Consider the following 17,203-nt stretch of genomic DNA (forward strand, 5'->3'; position numbering starts at 1 on the left):
CCACCCGTCCGCCCCCCCCCCCCCCCCGGCGCAAACCCCCGTGGAACCACACCCCGCGCGCCACCCCACCCCCCCCCCCCCCCGCCGGCGGGCCGGGGGGGGGGCCCCCCCCCCGCCCGTCGGCGCGCGGTAGTGGCTACTTCTTCGTCTGCGCCACCGGCGTCTGGTACGGGTGGTGGTGCGTGCCGCCGACGTGCAGCTCCTCGTCCGGCTTCCCGGCGAGCTTGGGCAGCACGTGGGTGCCGTACGGGTCGGTGACCGTGATCGCGGTGCCGTTGCGGTGCACCTCGTGCGGCGAGCCGATCGAGTACGAGGCGAGCGCGATCCCGGTGCTCGGGGTCGGGCCGGCACTGGTGGCGGTGCCGAAGGCGGCGGAGGTCAGGGTCAGGCCGGTCGGCGCGGCGCCGAGGGTGAGGTAGCCGGACTGCTCGCCGCCGTACACCGAGCCGAAGGCGGCGCCCCCGGTCACGGTGGTGCCGGCCGGGACGGTGACCGGCACGGTGGTGCCGGCCGGGCCCTGGACGGTGACGGCGCCGCCCTGGATGTAGCCGCTGACGGTGCCGGCGGTCAGGGTCTGCTGCCAGGCGGTCTGCTGCTGCAGGGTGCTGCCGGCGTCGGTGAGGGTCTGGTTGACCACCGGGGTGTCCGGGGTGAACCAGCCGCGGTAGGTGGAGAGGATGCCGGTCAGGGTCTGCAGGGCGAGCCGGTCGTCGGTCAGGTTCGACTGGTGCATGAAGAACGGGCGCGGGTCGTTGCTGAGCACGTACCCGAGGGTGATCTTCTCCTGCATCGGCAGGACGTAGCTCGCCCAGCCGGTGTTCAGGTCGAGCGGCGTGATGCAGGTGGTGGTGGTCGGGTTGGCCTCGCAGTTGCCGCTGCCGCCGTTCGCCTTGGAGGTGTAGAGCCAGTTGTACTCGCTCACCTCGTCGGGCTGGGTGGAGACGTTGTAGAAGACGTTGATCGGGTGGCGCGGCACGCCGAGCGCCGAGGCGATCTGCCGCTGGCCGGTCTCCCGGGAGGCGTCCACGCCGAGCCACTGGATGTTGTTCTGGCTGAGCGCGGCGAGGAAGTTCGGGTTGTCGTTGGGCTGTTGCGGCAGCATCACGGTGCCGGAGTGCTCACCGGCCACCAACTCGCCCGGCCTGAACGGAAGTCCGTTGGCCTGGCCGAACTGGATGTTCTGCTGGATCTGGCTGTTGACGGTGGCCTGGTCGACGTACTGGATCGCGCCGGTGGAGTCGGTCTGGCACTTCCACGGGATCACGGTGAAGTTCTGCACGCAGCCCAGGAACGGGTGTTGGTAGGTGTGGTTGAGCCACCAGAAGCTGTTCTTGTTCGCCAGCAGGGCGGTGGTCAGCGGGTCGGTGCCGCCGTTGGCCGCCGCGTAGTCCAGGCTGGGGCCGCCGTTGAACAGGAAGTCCAGGGTGTAGTTGTTCTGCTGCTGCCAGGCGACGGTGGCGGTGACGTCCGCCGGGGTCATCCGGATCGGCGTGGTGGCCGGCACGCTGCCGACGCAGTCGCCCTCCCCCGGGGTGCAGTTGCCGACCTGGCTCCATCGGGCGTTGGCGTTGAAGAGGTCGTCGATGTGGGCCGAGAAGTAGTTGCGCCAGTACCCCAGGTGGACGCCCTTGGTGACCCAGTCCACGATGCCGTGCGCCAGCAGCCGGTACTGCTGCTGGTAGTAGTTGTAGGCGAAGGTCAGCACCAACTGCTGGCGCCCGCCGGAGGTGTAGACCCCGGCAAGGGTGCCCTGGGTGGTGGTGCCGGGCACCGTCTCGGTCAGGTACGGCTCGAAGTGCGAGCCGGTGGCCGGGTTGTCGGGCAGCGGAGTAGTCAGGTAGCCGTACGAGCCGTTCCCGCCGGGAGTGCCCTCGAAGGGGACCGGGCCGTTCAGGTAGCGGAAGGCGTCCGCACGGGCGGAGGCGGTCGCCGTCGCGCTGGTACCGTCCAGCGAGCCCGACCAACTCGGCGCGTTCAGGCCGGTGTTGGTGCCGGGCCAGACGTAGGCGTCCACCTGCCGGACCTGGTAGCCCTGCTCGTAGCCGGCCAGGGTGCTCAGCTCGGCCGCGGAGAGCTGGGACGGGGCGTCGTTGGGCAGCACGACGCCCTCGAAGTGCCCGTGCGGGGTGCCGTCGGCCAGGGTGTCGGCCAGGAAGCCGGCCGTGATCGTGGCCCGGCTGGTGCTGGTGAGGTCGATGACGGTGGTGGGCACGCCCTCGGCGGCCAACTGCTGCCGGATCCCCTCGACCCAGGGGTTGCCGTCGGTGACCACCAGGACGTTCAGGTCCACCCGTGATGTCGCGGCCGAGGCCGGGACGACGGCGGCCAACCCGATCACCGCGGTGGCGACGGCCAGCGCGACGGCGGGGAGGAAGCGGAAGGCTCTCACGCGAAAGCCCCCTGCGGTATTGCGGTGAATCGACTCATGGGAGCTGATAATGCCCGGCCGGACAGGGCTCGCGCAGCAGGCTGGGAACAAGGTTTGCCAAGGTCTGGGGAATTACTGGAAGAAGGTGCGGCCAGGATGCGCACCCGTCAATGTCGGGAGGGTGAACGACAATTGATGAGGGCCTGACCGAACGGCTCTGACCAGCCATTTTCCCGCACCGGGCGGCACCGGACCGGGGATTCTGGCGGGCCCCTGACAATGCCGTCCGAGCACGCGGATTTCCCGTCCGCCACCGCACGACCGGAATACCGGTCAGGTCAATTCCGGCGCCCGGTCCGCCGCTCAGCGGAGCCGCCCCGGCCCGGTGCTCGCGTTCAGCCGGGCCCGAACGGCGTCGGCGTCACGGTGTTGCAGGTCTTCGAGGATGGCGAGGCTCCGGTTCCAGGAGCCTCGGGCGGCCTCGACGTCACCGAGCGCGAGGTGGGTGTCGCCGATGTGGGTGTGGATGTCGGCCTGGAGGAAGTAGTCGCCGACGGCCTGACGCAGGCGCAGCGACTCGTGGTAGGCGGGGAGCGCCTCGTGGTACTCGCCCAGGTGGTGGTGGATGAAGCCGATGCTGTCCCAGATGGACGACTGGCCGGGGAGGTTGCCGGTGTCTCGGGCCAGGTCCAGTGCGCGCCGGCAGTACGGGAGCGCCTCCCGCAGCTCGCCCTGCTGCGCCAGGTACCAGCCGATGCTGTTGAGCGCGAGGGCCTGCCCGGAGGGGTCGCCGATGGTCTGGAACAGCTCCAGGGCCCGGCGGGACTCGGCCACCGCCTCGGCGTCGGCGTGCTCTTCGCCGTGGGCGATGGCGAGGTCGAGCCGGGTCCTGCCCTCGCGCGGGCGGTCCCCGAGCGCCTCGAAGAGTTCGAGGGCCCGGCGCAGTTCGCGTTGGGCCTGGGGCTGGCGGCCCTGGGAGCGGTGCACCTGGCCGAGCCAGCGGTGCGCGTGCGCCTGCCGGCGGAGGTCCCCGGTGCGTTCGGCGGCGGCCAGCGCGGTCTCGCTCGCCCGCTGCCACTGCTGCCACAGCCCCGACTTGAGCAGGTAGGCGACCTGCGCGCCGACGAGCTGCCAGGCGTGGACGTCGGCGCCCGCCCGGTGGGCCGAGTCGACGATCCGCTCCAGCACCGATTGCTCGTCCCGGTACCAGTCGAGCGCCTGCCGGCGGTCGGCGAGGTCCTCGGGAGCCGCCCCGGCGGCCGGTTCCGCGAGGTCGAGCGACTGCCAGTTGGCGTCGTCGGCGTAGGCGAGGCAGCCGGCGCGGTGCGCGGTGTGGAGGTAGTGGTCGAGCATCCGCAGCGTCGCCTCGGCCTGCCCCTGCGGCGACTCCAGGGCGGCCGCCTGCTCGGCGGCGTAGACGCGCAGCAGGTCGTGGAAGGTGTACCGGCCCCGCTCCGGCGCGGTGATCAGATGGGCGCGGTGCAGGTCCTCCAGCAGGGCGCGGGTCTCGGACAACGGCAGGCCCGCGAGGCTCGCGGCCGCCGCCACGCTGACGTGCGGGCCCGGGTGCAGGCCGAGCAGCCGGAACAGGCGGGCGGCCTGCGGAGCCAGCGCGCGGTAGGACCAGGAGAGCACCACCCGGACGTCGGCGTGGCTGTCACCGGCCGACAGGAGGTCCAGGCGCGCCTGGGAGTCCCGCAGTTCGCGTGCCCACACGTCGAGCGGGGTGCCGGGGTGGTCGGCCGCCCGTGCGGCGGCGATGTTCAGGGCCAGCGGCAGCCGGGCGCAGAGCTCGATCAACTCGTCGGCCGCGTCAGGCTGGTCCTCCACCACCGCGGCGCCCAGGCGGCGGGCGAGCAGTTCGCGCGCCTCCGCACGGAGGAGCACGTCCAGGGCCAGCGGGACGGCGCCGTCCAGGGCGACCAGCCCGGGCAGCCGGTTCCTGCTGGTCACCACGACCAGGCAGGTGTTGGAGCCGGGCAGCAGCGGGCGGACCTGTTCCGCCTCGCGGGCGTTGTCGAGGACGATCAGCGTCCGGGTGCCGGCCAGCCGGCTGCGCAGGAGCGCGAGCTGCCCGTCCGGGTCGGCGGGGACGCGCAGGGCGGGAACGCCCAGCGCGTCCAGGAAGCCGCGCGCCACGTCGGCGGCGTCGACCGGGGCGCGGTCGGGGTCGAACCCGCGCAGGTTGGCGAAGAGCTGACCGTCGGGGAAGCGGTCGGCCACCCGGTGGGCGAAGTGCACGGCCAAGGTGGTCTTGCCCACGCCCGCGGTGCCGGCGATCGCCGAGATCACCACCGCGCCGCAGCCGGGGGTCACGTCGGCCAGCAGCTCGTCGAGCGCCTGGAGCTCGCGGGCACGCCCGGTGAAGTGCCGGATGGCCATGGGCAGCTGCTGCGGGCTGCTCGACCCAGCAGGGCCGGAGGACAGGCCTGAGGGAAGGGGCGGGAGAGCCGCAGCTCCGGGGGTCGGCTCCGCCGCCGGAGCGTCCGGTCCGTCCGCCCCCGCCGAGCGCTGCGGGTCCGTGTCCCGTGCCGCCGCCAGCCACCGGGTACGGGTGTCCTGGTCGACACCGAGGGCTTCGGCGAGCCGCACCACCGAGGACAGTCGGGGTCGGCGCCCGCCCGCCTCCAGGGCGCTGATCGATCGCGCCGACACCCCCGAGCGCTCCGCGAGCTCGTCCTGGCTCCACCCCGCCGACAGTCGTCGCTCCCGCAACAGCTCGGCGAAAACAGCAGCCCCCACTCATCCCCCTGGTCCCCTGCGAACCGTGCCGACGTCCGCCCGGCCGGCGCTGATCGCGAACGAGATTAGCCCGACGCATGCCCAAGTGTCAGGTCAACGTCAGGTCAACGTCGTGGTCGCCCCGGCCCCACCACGGCGATGATGAGCGCCGAACGGCCCCGTCCGAGGAGGAAGACTTGAACGCTCGCAGGGCCGCTTCGCGTCCGGCCAGGGGTCCGGCCCGGATGACGGCGTTCGCCGTCGCCCTCGCGGCGCTCGGCGCGGGCGGCACGGTCGACGCTCCGGCCGCCCCGGCCACCCCGCCGGCCACCCCGCCGGCCACCACCCCATCCACCCCATCCACCGCGTCGGCCCGTCCCGGCCCCGTACCGGTCCAGGAGGCCAGGACCGCAGCCGGGGTCCTCACCGTCTACCGCTCGGCCGCCCGACCGCAGACCGTCTCCCCCGCCCCCGCTCCGGGCGACGGCGACGCCACGCCGCCCACCTGGGCCACCACCTGCAACGGCGTCAACCCCAAGGTCTGCTTCACGGTCGACGGCAGCGGCTACTACGTCCGCACCATGGAGAACAGCACCTACTACGGTGCGAGTACCTGGGCCGACATCCAGATCAAGAGCCCCTCCGGGGCCGTCGTGACGGGGACGAGCTTCCACGTGACCGGCGGCACCTGGTACACCACGACCTACACGCCGAACGGCTACGTCACCGCCGGCTGGTGGTGCGGCTTCAGCGACGCCAACGGCGGCGTGTACACCGGCAGTTGCATCAATGTGAGCAACTGATCCACGGACCGACGGGCCGCCCCGGGGCGCCGCCCGTCGACCGGCCGCGAGCCGCGGCAACGGGGGTACCGCGGCTCGCGGCCGGATCCGCTCAGCGCGGCATCGCGGCGAGGGCCGCGCGGGCGACCTTCACCGCCTCCGCCTCGCAGCCCTGCGCCGGCCGCCTTCGCCCGCCGGAATACACGAACCGTCAGGACCGCGTCAGCAGGCCGCCAAGACGGGCCCGGACCCGGGCGAAGTGGTGCAGGCTCGACCTACCTGCAGGTCCGCAGGTCGCTCCGGAGGTGAGCCGCATGTCCGTATCCGCCGCATTCCATTCCGACGTCCCCGACGTGCGCCACCGGGCCCGCCGGCTGCGTGCCGCGCTCTCGACGGTGCTGGAGCGGCTGGCGGCCAGCCCGCTGGACAGCCCGGTGCTCGGCGCCCTGGGCGCGCCGCGTTCGACCGCCCGACCCGCCGGCCGGGCCGCGCGCCCCGCTCCGCAGCGCGCCCGCCGAGCGCGACACGCCTCGTGATGCGGGACGCGGGACGCGGCCGCCCCCTCAGTCCCCGGAGGCGGGAGCCGGCGGCGCGTAGGTCTCCAGGTACGCGGTGATGATGCGCCGCCCCTCGTCCATCGCGGTCTCGTCACCGCCCGGGGAGCGCGTGAAGGCGACGTCGAAGAGCCGGTCGCCGACCTCGAAGGCGAGCTGCACGGCGAGCAACGGGGTGTCGACGCCGATCAGGTCGCGCTCGATCAAGGCGCGCCAGGTCCGCTCGGAGAGCGACTCGTCGAACTCGCGCCCCAGCTCCACCAGTGTCCCGGCGCGCTCCCGCCACAACTCGACGAAGCTCGGATTCCCGCGGCCGTAAGTGAGCAGGGGGTCGATGACGGCGTCGACCACATCGCGCACGGTCCTGCGCCCGCGCTCGCGCAGCCGGGTGATGATCTGCCCCCGCAGCGCCGCCAGGTGACGCTGCAGCAGCTCGGTCTCCACCGCGAGGCGGTCGCCGAAATAGTGGTAGACGGACGCGGTCGGGATGCCGGCCCGCTCGCCGATCGCTCTGAGGGTCGCCGCCTCGTAGCCCTGTTCGGCGAGGATCGCCTCGGCGGCGTCGAGGATGGCCTTCACCCGCTCGATCCGGCGGCGCTGCACCACGACCGGACGACCGGACACCTTGGGGTCAGCCATGGTCGGCCTCGGAAGATCCACGGGACTCTTCGAATTCGATCACGATTCGAAAGAGCATCAGCCACGGGCGCGCAACGACACTGGGACGTACACCTCCCCATCCGGGCCGGGAGAGCCGACAGCCGACAGCCGCTGAGCGGCCCCGGACTCCCTGTCATCCAAGGCCTGAAGCTGAGCAGCCCCGCGCCATGGGTCTGATGCCGGCCGGGGCGCCGTCGCGGCCGACCCGCCGCGCGCCGTCACGGCGACACCCCGGCCGACCCCGGCGTCAGCCCCGCCCCTCCACCCCCGGGGCGGAGTACGTCTCCAGGTAGGCGGTCACCAGCCGACGCGCCTCGGCCATCGTCGCGTCGTCACCGGTCGGCGAGGCGTGGAAGGCGATGTCGAACAGCCGGTGACCGGCCGCGAAGGCGAGCTCCAGCGCCAGCGGGGGCGTGTCGGCACGCAGCAGGTCCCGCTCGACCAGGAAGGTCCGCAGCCGCTCCGCCCGGATCCGGTCGAAGTCGCGGACCAGTTCCTCCAGCCGCTCACTGCGTCCGGAGAACCACAGTTGGGCGCAGTCGCGGTGACGGCGCAGGTACTCCAGGGTCGGGTCGATGGTGGCGTCCACCGCGTCGCGCAGCGTGCGCAGCGCGGGGTCGCCGAACGCGGCGGCACCGATCGCGTCGAGCTCGACGACATGGCGCCGCAGGACCTCGGCGTCGACCTCGTACCGGTCGGAGAAGTAGTGGTACACGGAGGTGATCGGGATGCCCGCCCGCTCGGCGATCGCCTTCAGGGTGGTGTCCTCGTAGCCCTGCTCGGTGAGCAGGGCCTCGGCGGCGTCGAGGATCGCCTGCCTGCGCTCGATCCCGCGGCGCTGGGTCGTCGGACGGGCCGGCGCCTGGTTGGTCGGATTCTCCTCGAACACGGTTCGGGGTCGTACCAGTTGATTTTTCACTCCCCCTTGTCAGGAGAGGGCTCAGGTGACTCACGCGCATGACGTCGTGGTGGTCGGTGCCGGTTTCGCCGGGGTCACCGCGGCGCGGGACCTCAGCGTCGACGGGCACTCGGCGCTCCTGCTCGAAGCACCCGACCGGATCGGCGGCCGCACCCACCTCGGCGAGGCCTTCGGCCGCCCGGGCCGGATCCTCGCGCTCGATCTCACCAGTCCCCCGCCGCACCGATACAACCTGACCACAACTGAGCCCGCCCCTCTGGAAGTTGTCCAGTGGGGCGGACGTCTTTGTTACCCACATCACATTCGGAGTTCGGGCAAGGGTTCACCAAGAGCAGGTAACGTTTCGGCGTCGGCACGACGAGTACGACGTCGGGAGTCCAGTGGTGATACGGCGAGTTGCGGCAGCAGTGGTTCTGCTGACCTTTGCCGTCTTCATGCTGCTGCTGACCCCCAAGGCCGCGTCGGCCGTCCCACGCCCGGTGTGCGCGATGGCCCCCGAGAAGGAGGCCGAGCAGCGCAAGCTGCGCGGCTCGCTCGACGCGCCGCCGGAGGAGGCCGACACCTCGGCCCACCTGGACGCGGTGACCGCGCCCGTCCTGGCCCCGCGCCGGGGCCAGCTGATCGACGAACCGGCCCCCGCCGGCGAGACGGTGGACGTCACGGCGACGGCCGCGGAATCCGACACCCCGGCCCGCGCCGCCCATCCGCAAAGAGCGAGAGAGGCCTGGAGCCCCGCCTCCGCGCTCACCCCCGACGCCACCACCCTGCAGACCTTCCGCTGCTGACAGGCGGCGTGTGGCCCGCACGCTCCCACGACGGCCTCCGCACCGTGCCTTCGCCACGGCGTGACGGTCGGTCACCCGTGACCGACCGAGGTTGAGGCCCGGTCGTCGGGCATGCGCCGCACGCACTCTTCGCGTCCCTGTACCGCTCCCCTCCGAGCCACCCCGCTCGGCCCGGTGAGCACACGAAGAGCCACGAGGCCGAATTCATGCAGACCCTCATCGAGCACGCCCGTACGTTCCCCGCCGCGCTCTCCGAGCGACGGGAGGAGTTCGCCCGGCTGGCCAACGGCCAGCGACCGCAAGCCCTGTTCATCTCCTGCTCCGACTCCCGGGTGATCCCGTCGATGTTCACCGGGGCCCGCCCCGGGGACCTCTTCGAGCTGCGGACCGCGGGCAACATCGTCCCCCGCTACCGGGCCCAGGCCGGCGCCTGCGGTGTCGCGGGCTCCCTGGAGTTCGCCGTCCAGGCCCTGGGCGTGCCGGACATCGTGGTGTGCGGCCACTCGCACTGCGGTGCCGTCCAGGGCCTGGTCCGCGAGCAGGGGGTCGCGAGCATGCCCCTGGTGGGACGCTGGCTGGCCTGGGCCGGGCACCGGCCGGAAGCGGACGGGACCGCGTCGGCGCAAGGCCCGGCGGAAGCCCAGGGCTCCGCGCCCGACCTGGTCGCCGTCACCCAGCAGCACGTGCTGACCCAGCTGGACCACCTGCGCAGCTACCCGTTCGTCGCCCGCCGCCTGGCGGCCGGCCGACTGCGGCTGCACGCCTGGTACTACACCGTCGAGACCGGCGCGGTCCAGGCCTGGAAGCCCGCCAGAGGCGCGTTCCAGGCGCTGTAGGCCGCCACCCGACCCCTCCGGCCGCTCCCGGCCACGGCACCCACCGCGCCCGTGCGCGGCGGGTGCCCCCTCCACGACGTTCCCCTCCACGACGTTCCCTCCTTCGAACAGAGAACGCCCATGACTTCCTCCCTCGCCACGCTGCGCTCCGCGCTGCGCACCGACGTCACGTCCTCCCTCGTCGTCTTCCTGGTCGCCCTGCCGCTGTGCGTGGGCGTCGCCGTCGCCTCCGGCGTCCCGGCCGAACTCGGCCTGATCACCGGCATCGTCGGCGGACTGATCACCGGGCTGCTGCCCGGCAGCAGCCTCCAGGTCAGCGGTCCGGCCGCCGGCCTGACCGTGCTGGTCCTCACCCTGGTGCAGGACTACGGGCTCAGCGCCCTCGGCGTGGTCGTCCTGGCCACCGGGCTGCTGCAACTGGCCCTCGGCGCACTCAAGTTGGGCCGCTTCTTCCGCGCGATCTCACTGTCCGTGGTACACGGCATGCTGGCCGGCATCGGGCTCGTCCTGGTCGCCGGGCAGATCTACGCGCTCGCCGACGGCAAGGCACCCGGCACCGGGCCGGCCAAGCTGGCCGGGCTGCCCCAACTCGCCCTGGACGTCGCCCGGTCCGGCCCCGCGCTCACCGCCGTCGGCATCGGCGCCGGCACCGTCCTGATCATGGTGCTGTGGAAGAAGCTGCCCGGCCGGGCCCAGCTGCTGCCCGGCCCGCTCGTCGCGGTCGGCGCCGCGACCGCCACCACCGTCCTGTTCGACCTGCCGGTCAAGCGGGTGGAGGTGAAGGGCCTGCTGGCGGCCGTCCAGCCGCCCGGCGGGGCCGACTTCGCCCGGCTGACCGAGGTCGGCCTGCTGACCACCGTCATCGCCTTCACCCTGATCGCCTCCGCCGAGTCCCTGTTCAGCGCCGCCGCCGTCGACCGGCTGCACGACGGGCCGAAGACGGACTACGACAAGGAGCTGATGGCCCAGGGCGCGGGCAACACCGTGTGCGGGCTGCTCGGCGCGCTGCCGATGACCGCGGTGATCGTGCGCAGCGCCGCCAACGTCCAGGCCGGCGCCCGGACCAAGGTCTCGCGCGTGCTGCACGGCGTCTGGCTGCTGCTGTTCGCCGCCCTGCTCCCCGCCGCGCTCGGCATGATCCCGGTGGCCGCGCTGGCGGGCGTGCTGGTCCACGCCGGGTTCAAGCTGCTGCCGGTCAAGGAACTCGGGCCGCTGTGGCGCGAACACCGCGGTGAGGCGGTCGTCCTGGTGGTCACCGCCGGGGCGATCCTGGTCACCGACATGTTCGAGGGTGTGCTGATCGGCCTCGCCCTGGCGGTGGTCAAGGCCGCCTGGGAGACCTCGCGGGTCCACATCGAGGTGGAGGACCCGGGCGAGGGCCTGGTGCGGGTCCGGATCTTCGGCAACGCCACCTTCCTGCGCCTGCCCCGCATCCTCGACACCCTCGAGCGGCTGCCCACCAACCGGCCGATCGAGCTCGACCTGGCCGCGCTGCGCCACCTCGACCACGCCTGCATGAGCGCCCTGCAGACCTGGTCCGACCAGCACAACGCCCGCACCGTCCAGCCCGACCGGACGGCCGTGACCGCCTGACCGCCTGACACCGGGGCCCGTGGGGCGGCACCCCCGTCCGCCCGACGGGCCCCGGTCCCGCTCGTCCCGGTCGTCCCGGCTGGCTCAGCCGGCGCGGGAGGTCGGCGTCGTGGTGACGATCGGAGGCGCGGGCAGCGGCGCGGCGGCGGCGCGGGCGGCCGGGTCGGTGACCACGTCCATGCAGCCGGCACCGCCCTTCTGGTGGCCGCACACCCGCAAGGTGGTGTCGCCCGGGCTGGCGTCGACCATCACCGAGTAGGCGTCGTAGCCCCAGTGGATCAGGGCGGTCTCCTGCCAGCCGGTGTTGGTGGTGATGGTGGCGGTGTCCCCCGGGGAGGCGTCGGTGATCCCGGCCCAGGCAGCCCGACATCGCGGGCTGTAGTGCATGTACAGGATCACCTGGCCGACGTTGCCCCTCAGCAGCGTGTGGTCGTCGTTCTCGCACCCCATCGCCTGCGGGTCCTTGCCCGCGCAGCCGACGCCCTGGCAGAGCGGCGCGGGCCCCGAGGCCGTCGCGGTCGGCAGGATCGCCGCCGCGGCGCTGCCGCCACCGTCCTGTGGGCCGCGCAGCCACAGGCCCGCGACCAGGACGAGCACGGCGGCGACGGCGGCCGCTACGGCGGCGGCGACGCGCGCCATGGGGATGCCCGTCGGCAGTTCGGCCGCCGGCACGGGCGGCACCTCGACGGACGGCGGCTCGACGGACGGGAACTGCTCGACGGGCAGCGCGGGCGCCTCGGCCGGCGGGACGGGCACGGGCGCCGGCACGAGGACGGCCGCGGATTCCGTGATGGGATCCTCCCGCTCGGCCTCGGCCTGCCGCAGAAGGGAGGTCAGCAGTTCGGCGTCGCACTCCACCGCCGCTATCAGCCCGGCCAGCGCCTGCGGGGTGATCAGCCGCTTCCCGTTCAGCCATCGCTCCCAGGAGGCCTTGCTGAGGTAGGTCCGCTTGCCGAGCTCGGCCAGCGAGATCCGGTGCGCGTCCTTGACCGCGCGCAGCTCTTCGGCCAGCCGCCGAGCGGGTTCCGAAAGATCATCAGGAAGCGGCTTCCAGGACTGGCTCATCGCGGGCCCCTCTAGCGGGTCGACAGACGTCGTGAACTGATCAATTTTTGGATGATCAGTCTAATCCGCTCCCCGGGGCATCGTCTCAACCGTCTCCCGTTCGCCCGCCAAAACCCCAGCTCCGGGCCGTGAGACAGGACGGGTCCGTCTCAGATCGTTCGGAGACAGGCGAATGATCGCGGTCACATATCGGAGAGTTGACTCAACCGGGTAGCGGTCAGGACGTCCTCCGCACCACACCGGTCAGATCAGAGCAAGCACGGGGGGAAGCCTCATGGGCCGCCAGCACGCGTCCGAGATCACGTCTCTGTCCGCTGTCGACCAGCTCGCCAAGGAGCTCCAGTCGCTGAAGTCCGCATCGGGCCTGACCTACGCCCGCATCAGTGAACGCACCCATTACGCGAAGTCCTCGTGGGAGCGCTGGGTGAACGGGAAGCAGTTCCCGCCGCGCGACGCGGTGGAGAGCATCGCCTCGGTCTGCGAGGGCGACGCCGAGCACCTGCTCGCCCTGTGGCACCTCGCCGACAGCTTCCGCGTCACGATCAGCGCGCCGAACGCACTGTCGGCCGGGCCGCTGGACCACCCGCCGTCCGCCTGCCCGCACCGTCGACAGGCCGTCATCCTGCGCCGTCTGGTCCTGCTCGGGCTGGGGCTCGCGGCGGGCGCGGGGCTGGCCACCGCCGGGCGACGGCCCCGGCGGCCCAGCTCCTGAGCGATGGACGGCCCGGACACCGCGCTGAGGGGCAGCGCGCGGTGCCCGGGCCGGGTCTGATCGGACCGGATCGGTCCCGCTGGGGTCAGACGAGCAGCCGGCTCCAGGTCCGGGCGTCCACCACGCCGTCGGCCGGCAGCGCGGCCGAGCTCTGGAAGCCCACCACCCCGGCCTGGGTACCGGGCCCGAACGCGCCGTCCACGCCCACCTGGATGCCGTGCGCGACCAGCTGGCTCTGCACCGCCTGCACCGCGCTGCCCGAGGCGCCGTACGCGAGCGGTGCGACGGCCTGGCTCCAGGTCTGGTTGCCCGCGACGCCGTCGGCCGAGGCGTGGGTGTAGCTCTGGAAGGCCGTGACGGCGCTCTGTGTGGCGGGCCCGTACGACCCGTCCACCGTCAGCGTCGCGCCGTGCTGCACCAGCAGGTACTGCAGCGTCCGCACGTTCTCGCCCGAGGCGCCGCTGCTCAGCACCGGCCACACCGGCCCGGTCGGGTCGCCGCCGATCCGCGCCGCGACGTCGGCCCGGATCTGCTGGATCAGCGCGTAGAGGCGGTCGCCGGGGCACTCGGTGTTGTTGAAGTCCCGGTGGCCGTAGACCTGGTAGGCGCGCAGCCCGTACTGCCGGCAGATGAAGGTGATCAGGTCGATCAGCGCCGCGTACTGCTCGCTGCGCGGGTCGACGGTGGTGTACGTGCCCTCGTTCTCGATGCCGATCGCCACCGTGTTCTGCGAGGTACAGTGCGCGGACTCCACGTGCTGGGTGCCGCTGAACAGCGTGGAGAGGCTGTTGTGGCGGCCCTCCATGACGTACGCGCCGCGGCTGATGGTGAAGTGCTGCCCGGTGTCGATCCAGTGCTCGGTGTCCATCTGGTAGGTCTGCATCGACTGGGCCAGCGAGAACGCGGCGGCCTGCGAGTAGTCCGTGACGTTGGCGGTCGCGGTGTGGTGCACGATCACCTTGTCCGGCGCCCCCGCCAGGAAGTTGATCGGGCTGCTCGGCGGCCGGGCGCCCCACGCGGTGGTGTCGGCGATCACCGGCACGGTCGCTGCGCGCGCCACCCCGGCGGACAGCCCGGGCCCGAGCAGGGCACCGGTGCCGACGGCCAGGGCACCGGCCAGGAACGTGCGACGACCGGGGTTCAGCGGGGCGGATTCCGGGTTCATGCGGGGCTACCTGTTCCTTTGGTGTGGTCGGGGAACGGAGGGCCCCCGTCCCCGCGCCTGCGGACGGCGCGGGGACGGGGGTGGAGCCCGGTCAGTAGGTGGTGGGCAGGGCGTTCCGGCAGTTGCCGTACATCGTGGGGTCGCCGTTGGCGATCAGCATGTTCCCGGTGAGCGGGCCCACCTCTCCGTCGGCGTGCTTCGTGTAGCTGATCAGCTGGTTCTGGAACATGATCACCGCGTTGTAGGTGGCCGGGCCCCAGTAGCCGTCCTCCACGAGCCTCGGGTACCCCACGCCGTGCTGGTAGGTGAAGTAGTTGATCTCGGCCTGGACGCAGTACACGGCGTTCCAGTTGTTGGCCTGGCCGTAGCCGACGTACCCCGCGTCAGTGTTGGCGCTGGCCGTCCCGGCCATGGGTATCACGGCGACGGCAGCGGTGGCGGCCGCCACGGCGGCACGTTTGACCAGGGAGTGAATGGCCACGGTTCTCCTTGAATCCGGCATGGGTCCGCCCGCAGCGGACCGCTCGACCATCACGCTAGGTGCCCGCCGGCCCGCCGCACCACGAATCCCCGTCCCTCCCCCGTCCCGGGACGCCCCGGGCACCGGGGCCGCCGGACCCGGCCTAGTGGGTGAGCCCGAAGGAGGTGACGAGCAGTCGGCCCGCGTACGGGGTCTCGGCGCCGAGGAGGCCGGTCGGGTTCACCGAGTAGACGACCTTGCGGCTCAGGTCGCGGGTGGCGAAGACGCCGCTGGTGACCTCGGCCGCCGGGCGCTGGTCGAGCGCCGCCCGGATCGCCGCGGGGTCCAGCGGCGGCAGCGGCGCGGGGGCCACCGCCGCGGTCGTGGCGGCGGCCGGAGCCGGGGCGGCGAAGGCGGGGGCGACGTCGACGCCGATCGTCACGGTGGTCAGCAGTGCCGCACCGGCGACCAGGCGGGTCCAACGGGTGTGGTTCGTGCGGGAATTCATGAGGGACGTGCTCCAAGGGGACTGACGGATCGCGCCGACGGGCTTCGGCGCGCGATCACTGATCACTGATCAACTTGATCGCTGAGTTCCTGTCGGAACCGCGTTCGACCCCACCATCAGGGAAGATCCCCGTTCCGGCCCGTAGGTGGTCCCGGGGTTCCCCCTGAGAGCACCCCTGACAGCCGGTCAGTAGGTGGGCGATCCGGCTCAGCCCGACCAGACGGCGACCGTGGCGTCCACCCGGTAGTCCGACGGGGCGATGGCGTCGATCTTGATCAGGGCCGTGCGGCCGCCCGGGCTCTTCAGGCAGACCAGCGATCCGACGCCGACGTGGGCCGAGTCGCCCGGGTGGGTCACGGCCCAGTCGGAGCAGGCGGCACCGGACGGCGGCGCCTGGCCCGTCCAGACGCCGAACTGGTCGTGGTCCATCTGGATCTCCTCCCGCAGCACGGCGCTCGTCGCGGTGAACCCGGCCGCGTAGATGCCCTTCGGGAAGCCGGAGTCGCGCCCCGGCGGGGTCAGGTCGAAGTCGACCCCGCCCTCCAGCGGGATGCCGACCTGTCCGGTCCAGGCCACGGTGAGCCCGGTCGGAGACGGCGCGGTCGGGGTCGGTGCCGCCTGGGTGGCACCGGTCGCCGCGGGCGCCGTCGACGGCACCGCGGTGGCGGGAGCGGGCGCCGCGGCCGGGGTCACGGCGGTCGGCGCGTCGTCCTTCGGCCGGATCGCGGTCCCCAGGATGAGGGCCAGCAGCCCGACCGCGATCACGCCGACCCGGGCCCCCGCGGTCTGCGGGCCTGGCAGTTTGATCCCGGCGCCGCTCGCGGCCTCCTTCGCGAAGGCCGCGACGAAGCAGAGCAGTCCGAACACCCACAGCGTGATGGTCCCCGTCACGGCGCCGCCCCCGATGTCCCACGTGTCCTGATCCCGAACGCGCAGATGGTACAGGGAACCTGACCCGTCGGCAGGTCAATTCGGACCGGGGACGGCGCGCTACGGCTTGACGGCGACACCCGCGTAGAAGGAGACCTGGGCGTCCGTGACGTCGGCCGGGAGCAGCCCGGCCGGGTCGTCGGTCTCGTCGGGGTGCCAGCGGTGAGCGGGGACGATACCGGGGTCGAGGAGGTCGAGGCCCTCGAAGAAGGTCGCGAACTCGGCCTTGGGGCGCAGCCGCAGGGAGGTGCCGGCCTGGTTGTAGATCTCCTCGACCTTGGTGGCGCCGGACGGGTCGAGTTCGGCGGTGGCGTGCGAGAGGACCAGGGCGGAGCCCGCCGGCAGCGGGGCGAGGAGGCGGTCGAGGATGGCGTGGGCGTCGGCGAGGTCGGGGACGAAGTGGAGCAGGGCCACCATCGAGAGGACGACGGGCTGGTCCAAGTCGAGGGTGCGGGCCACTTCGGGGGTGGCCAGGATCGCGGCCGGGTCGCTGACGTCGCCGTGGACGTACGCGGTGCGGCCCTGCGGGGTGCTGGTCATCAGGGCGCGGGAGTGGGCCAGGACGACGGGGTCGTTGTCGACGTAGACCACGCGGGCCCGGGGCTCCACGGTCTGGGCGACCTCGTGGAGGTTCGGCGAGGTGGGGATGCCGGTGCCGATGTCCAGCCACTGGCGCAGGCCGCGCCGGGCCAGGGCCCGGGTGGCGCGGTGCATGAAGGTGCGGTTGGCGCGGACGGCGGTGCGCATGGTGGGGAAGACGGTCAGCACCCGCTCGGCGGCCTCGCGGTCGACGGCGAAGTTGTCCTTGCCGCCGAGGAAGTAGTCGTACATCCGGGCGCTGTGCGGGATGTCCTGGCGTATGTGCGGGACGACCGGTTCGCCGGACCGCCCCGGCTCGGCGGCCGTCATCCAGGTCTCGTCCGCGCTCATCCGCTGTCCCCTCATCTGTGATCACGTCAGGCCCGCCGCAGTCTAGCCAACTCGCTGGTAACGCAGGGCCGGTCCGCCCTGACCACCTGTGCGGCCGCCGATCGCACCGCCGCCGAAAACGGGCTCTTCTGCTCCATCCGTGGGTGGGTTCAGAGCGCCTGACGCGGCACACGCCGTCCCCCGTGCAGATCTTGAGGTGTTGAGGCCCGAGATCG

General features: G+C 72.7%; 16 protein-coding genes and 1 pseudogene. 7 read left to right on the forward strand and 10 right to left on the reverse strand.

The window, feature by feature from the left end; genetic code table 11:
* Nucleotides 1-136: 136 nt before the first annotated feature.
* Both ACGF12_RS29585 and ACGF12_RS29590 read right to left on the reverse strand, forming a co-directional pair.
* Nucleotides 137-2,389 (reverse strand): hypothetical protein, encoded by a 2,253-nt coding sequence (locus ACGF12_RS29585; protein ID WP_393036548.1) that lies wholly within the window; start codon nt 2,387-2,389, stop codon nt 137-139.
* Between the two features lie 342 nt (nt 2,390-2,731).
* Nucleotides 2,732-5,110 (reverse strand): ATP-binding protein, encoded by a 2,379-nt coding sequence (locus ACGF12_RS29590; RefSeq protein ID WP_393036551.1) that lies wholly within the window; start codon nt 5,108-5,110, stop codon nt 2,732-2,734.
* 176 nt (nt 5,111-5,286) lie between these two features.
* Between ACGF12_RS29590 and ACGF12_RS29595 the strand changes: the two genes are divergently transcribed.
* Together ACGF12_RS29595 and ACGF12_RS29600 are read left to right on the forward strand one after the other, a co-directional pair.
* Entirely contained in the window at nt 5,287-5,892 is a 606-nt protein-coding gene (locus tag ACGF12_RS29595; protein ID WP_393036554.1) for a hypothetical protein, read from the forward strand.
* A 293-nt stretch (nt 5,893-6,185) separates the two neighbouring features.
* Nucleotides 6,186-6,407, forward strand: a complete 222-nt coding sequence (locus ACGF12_RS29600) for a hypothetical protein (RefSeq protein ID WP_393036556.1) — start codon at nt 6,186-6,188, stop codon at nt 6,405-6,407.
* 27 nt (nt 6,408-6,434) lie between these two features.
* On the opposite strand, the gene ACGF12_RS29605 is transcribed toward ACGF12_RS29600, so the two are convergent.
* Both ACGF12_RS29605 and ACGF12_RS29610 read right to left on the reverse strand, forming a co-directional pair.
* Nucleotides 6,435-7,064, reverse strand: a complete 630-nt coding sequence (locus tag ACGF12_RS29605; protein ID WP_393036558.1) for a TetR/AcrR family transcriptional regulator — start codon at nt 7,062-7,064, stop codon at nt 6,435-6,437.
* A 268-nt stretch (nt 7,065-7,332) separates the two neighbouring features.
* Entirely contained in the window at nt 7,333-7,974 is a 642-nt protein-coding gene (locus tag ACGF12_RS29610) for a TetR/AcrR family transcriptional regulator (protein WP_393036561.1), read from the reverse strand.
* A 79-nt stretch (nt 7,975-8,053) separates the two neighbouring features.
* Between ACGF12_RS29610 and ACGF12_RS29615 the strand changes: the two are divergent.
* From ACGF12_RS29615 to ACGF12_RS29630, 4 genes and pseudogenes are all read left to right on the forward strand, one after another.
* Nucleotides 8,054-8,119: pseudogene (locus ACGF12_RS29615) on the forward strand (hypothetical protein); the annotation flags it as partial.
* Nucleotides 8,120-8,438: 319 nt separating this feature from the next.
* Nucleotides 8,439-8,789, forward strand: coding sequence for a hypothetical protein (locus ACGF12_RS29620; protein WP_393036597.1), 351 nt, complete (start codon nt 8,439-8,441; stop codon nt 8,787-8,789).
* A gap of 206 nt (nt 8,790-8,995) precedes the next feature.
* The gene (locus ACGF12_RS29625) at nt 8,996-9,625 is read left to right on the forward strand and encodes a carbonic anhydrase (RefSeq protein WP_393036564.1); all 630 of its coding nucleotides are present in this window, start codon (nt 8,996-8,998) and stop codon (nt 9,623-9,625) included.
* A 120-nt stretch (nt 9,626-9,745) separates the two neighbouring features.
* A complete protein-coding gene (locus ACGF12_RS29630) occupies nt 9,746-11,218 on the forward strand; it encodes a SulP family inorganic anion transporter (RefSeq protein ID WP_393036567.1) in 1,473 nt (490 codons plus the stop codon).
* Nucleotides 11,219-11,302: 84 nt separating this feature from the next.
* On the opposite strand, the gene ACGF12_RS29635 is transcribed toward ACGF12_RS29630, so the two are convergent.
* Nucleotides 11,303-12,283 carry a DUF2690 domain-containing protein gene (locus tag ACGF12_RS29635; RefSeq protein ID WP_393036570.1) on the reverse strand — a complete coding sequence of 327 codons (981 nt, stop codon included), beginning with the start codon at nt 12,281-12,283 and terminating at the stop codon, nt 11,303-11,305.
* Nucleotides 12,284-12,557: 274 nt separating this feature from the next.
* Between ACGF12_RS29635 and ACGF12_RS29640 the strand changes: the two genes are divergently transcribed.
* Nucleotides 12,558-12,995 (forward strand): helix-turn-helix domain-containing protein, encoded by a 438-nt coding sequence (locus tag ACGF12_RS29640; protein ID WP_393036573.1) that lies wholly within the window; start codon nt 12,558-12,560, stop codon nt 12,993-12,995.
* Nucleotides 12,996-13,080: 85 nt separating this feature from the next.
* Here the strand turns inward: ACGF12_RS29640 and ACGF12_RS29645 are convergent, their stop codons facing one another.
* The 5 genes from ACGF12_RS29645 to ACGF12_RS29665 form a co-directional block, all read right to left on the reverse strand.
* Entirely contained in the window at nt 13,081-14,160 is a 1,080-nt protein-coding gene (locus ACGF12_RS29645) for an N-acetylmuramoyl-L-alanine amidase (RefSeq protein ID WP_393036576.1), read from the reverse strand.
* A gap of 91 nt (nt 14,161-14,251) precedes the next feature.
* The gene (locus ACGF12_RS29650) at nt 14,252-14,641 is read right to left on the reverse strand and encodes a peptidoglycan-binding protein (protein WP_393036579.1); all 390 of its coding nucleotides are present in this window, start codon (nt 14,639-14,641) and stop codon (nt 14,252-14,254) included.
* Nucleotides 14,642-14,783: 142 nt separating this feature from the next.
* Nucleotides 14,784-15,128 carry a hypothetical protein gene (locus ACGF12_RS29655; protein ID WP_393036582.1) on the reverse strand — a complete coding sequence of 115 codons (345 nt, stop codon included), beginning with the start codon at nt 15,126-15,128 and terminating at the stop codon, nt 14,784-14,786.
* A gap of 207 nt (nt 15,129-15,335) precedes the next feature.
* Nucleotides 15,336-16,019, reverse strand: coding sequence for a hypothetical protein (locus ACGF12_RS29660; protein WP_393036585.1), 684 nt, complete (start codon nt 16,017-16,019; stop codon nt 15,336-15,338).
* Nucleotides 16,020-16,118: 99 nt separating this feature from the next.
* Nucleotides 16,119-16,988: an SAM-dependent methyltransferase gene (locus ACGF12_RS29665; protein ID WP_393036588.1), complete on the reverse strand. Its 870-nt coding sequence runs from the start codon at nt 16,986-16,988 to the stop codon at nt 16,119-16,121.
* Nucleotides 16,989-17,203: the final 215 nt, after the last annotated feature.

It is taken from the genome of Kitasatospora sp. NPDC048296 (assembly GCF_043201815.1).
Lineage (GTDB): Bacteria > Actinomycetota > Actinomycetes > Streptomycetales > Streptomycetaceae > Kitasatospora.

Excerpts from the sequence above, each read along its gene's own strand:
- ACGF12_RS29625 (WP_393036564.1), top strand. The coding sequence starts at position 8,996 with ATGCAGACCCTCATCGAGCACGCCCGTACGTTCCCCGCCGCGCTCTCC.
- ACGF12_RS29620 (WP_393036597.1), top strand. The coding sequence starts at position 8,439 with ATGCTGCTGCTGACCCCCAAGGCCGCGTCGGCCGTCCCACGCCCGGTG.
- ACGF12_RS29605 (WP_393036558.1), bottom strand. The coding sequence starts at position 7,064 with ATGGCTGACCCCAAGGTGTCCGGTCGTCCGGTCGTGGTGCAGCGCCGC.
- ACGF12_RS29665 (WP_393036588.1), bottom strand. The coding sequence starts at position 16,988 with ATGAGCGCGGACGAGACCTGGATGACGGCCGCCGAGCCGGGGCGGTCC.
- ACGF12_RS29600 (WP_393036556.1), top strand. The coding sequence starts at position 6,186 with ATGTCCGTATCCGCCGCATTCCATTCCGACGTCCCCGACGTGCGCCAC.
- ACGF12_RS29630 (WP_393036567.1), top strand. The coding sequence starts at position 9,746 with ATGACTTCCTCCCTCGCCACGCTGCGCTCCGCGCTGCGCACCGACGTC.
- ACGF12_RS29640 (WP_393036573.1), top strand. The coding sequence starts at position 12,558 with ATGGGCCGCCAGCACGCGTCCGAGATCACGTCTCTGTCCGCTGTCGAC.
- ACGF12_RS29645 (WP_393036576.1), bottom strand. The coding sequence starts at position 14,160 with ATGAACCCGGAATCCGCCCCGCTGAACCCCGGTCGTCGCACGTTCCTG.
- ACGF12_RS29635 (WP_393036570.1), bottom strand. The coding sequence starts at position 12,283 with ATGAGCCAGTCCTGGAAGCCGCTTCCTGATGATCTTTCGGAACCCGCT.
- ACGF12_RS29655 (WP_393036582.1), bottom strand. The coding sequence starts at position 15,128 with ATGAATTCCCGCACGAACCACACCCGTTGGACCCGCCTGGTCGCCGGT.